This window comes from Bartonella sp. AA16NXGY (genome assembly GCF_042197325.1).
In the GTDB taxonomy this organism is placed as follows: domain Bacteria; phylum Pseudomonadota; class Alphaproteobacteria; order Rhizobiales; family Rhizobiaceae; genus Bartonella.
In genome coordinates this window covers 1-1,186 of record NZ_JBHIRR010000056.1, presented here as the reverse complement: position 1 = coordinate 1,186, position 1,186 = coordinate 1, and the positions used below count along the sequence as shown (strand labels likewise).

Below are 1,186 nucleotides of genomic sequence, written 5' to 3'. Positions count from 1 at the left end.
TCGCATCACTCGAGCCTGATACTATAGAGCCAGCTGCAAGTGATGTAAGCTTGCTGTTCTCTTTATTGTCCCCATGCGTCGCTACAAACGCACCTTTAGTCTTGCCCCATAACAATGCATCGCCTTGAACTGCTTGCGTAATATTACTTAGTTTTTCATCAAACTTTTTGACCTCATTAGACAGATGAGTGTTCACATTCTTGACACTCGTATCAAGACCCGCAAAGGCGCTACCAACATCGTTATGTGAATTAGTCGTTACTGTACCATCGTCAGAAACATTAGAGATTTTATAAGTCGGAACTGTAAAAACACCCTCTTTAAAGGATGCTTCTCCACCAAGAAACTTAGCTAAATCCTGAGAAATTGTATTGATCTGACTACCATTAATCGCATCATATGAACTCTCACCAATGACACCATCTTTTACATTATGAAGCGCAACCGGTTCTGCATCCTTACCTTTGCCTAAAGTCACACTGCTATAGTCAACTATTCCGTCTTCTTTTTTATCGTAGAGAACCACTGCTGAATCTTCTGACTGAAGGCTGCTGGAAAGATCCTTCAGACTTGCATCAAGCTGCGCTTTATTGACTGCCTCGTCCCCATTTTGCGCTGCCTTAACACCAGAAAGAATTCGAGCATCACCATCCCGATTTAAAATATTGATTTTATTGCCGCCTCTTTCCGCACCAATAGTAATAAGACCCATCCTATCCTGCTTGACAAGGCTTTCACCTTTCACATTGGCAATCTCATTATTAATCTCTTTGCTGATCTCATTTCTAATATTTGTGAAAGAATTACCAACTCCAGCCAAAGCATCCGCCACATTGCCATAGTCTATCTCTTCAGAGTTACCATCATCCTTAACTGTCTTAACCTTAAAACTTGGAGCTTTCCATTTGCCCTCTTTATCATAACCTGCACCTCCACCAAAATAGGTTGCAAGTTGTTCGTTCAGCGAATAAAGCTGTCCACCCGTGACAGCATCCGTTGAATCTTTAGAAACATCACCATCTAAAAGAAACGTAATTTTGCTGTTATCTTGAGTGGCTACAGCTCTGCCTTTTTCTTCTTTGCTCTTTTCATGACGTGCTACAAAGGCGTTGGCTTCATCATTCCATAACAAAGCATCACCTTTAACTTGCTGAGTAATATTCGTTATGTTTTTAGTAAGTTCGCT

Annotated in this window: 1 pseudogene; it reads right to left on the bottom strand. The window is 41.0% G+C overall.

The features are described from left to right. Nucleotides 1–1,186: pseudogene (locus ACFINK_RS09310) on the bottom strand (hypothetical protein); the annotation flags it as partial.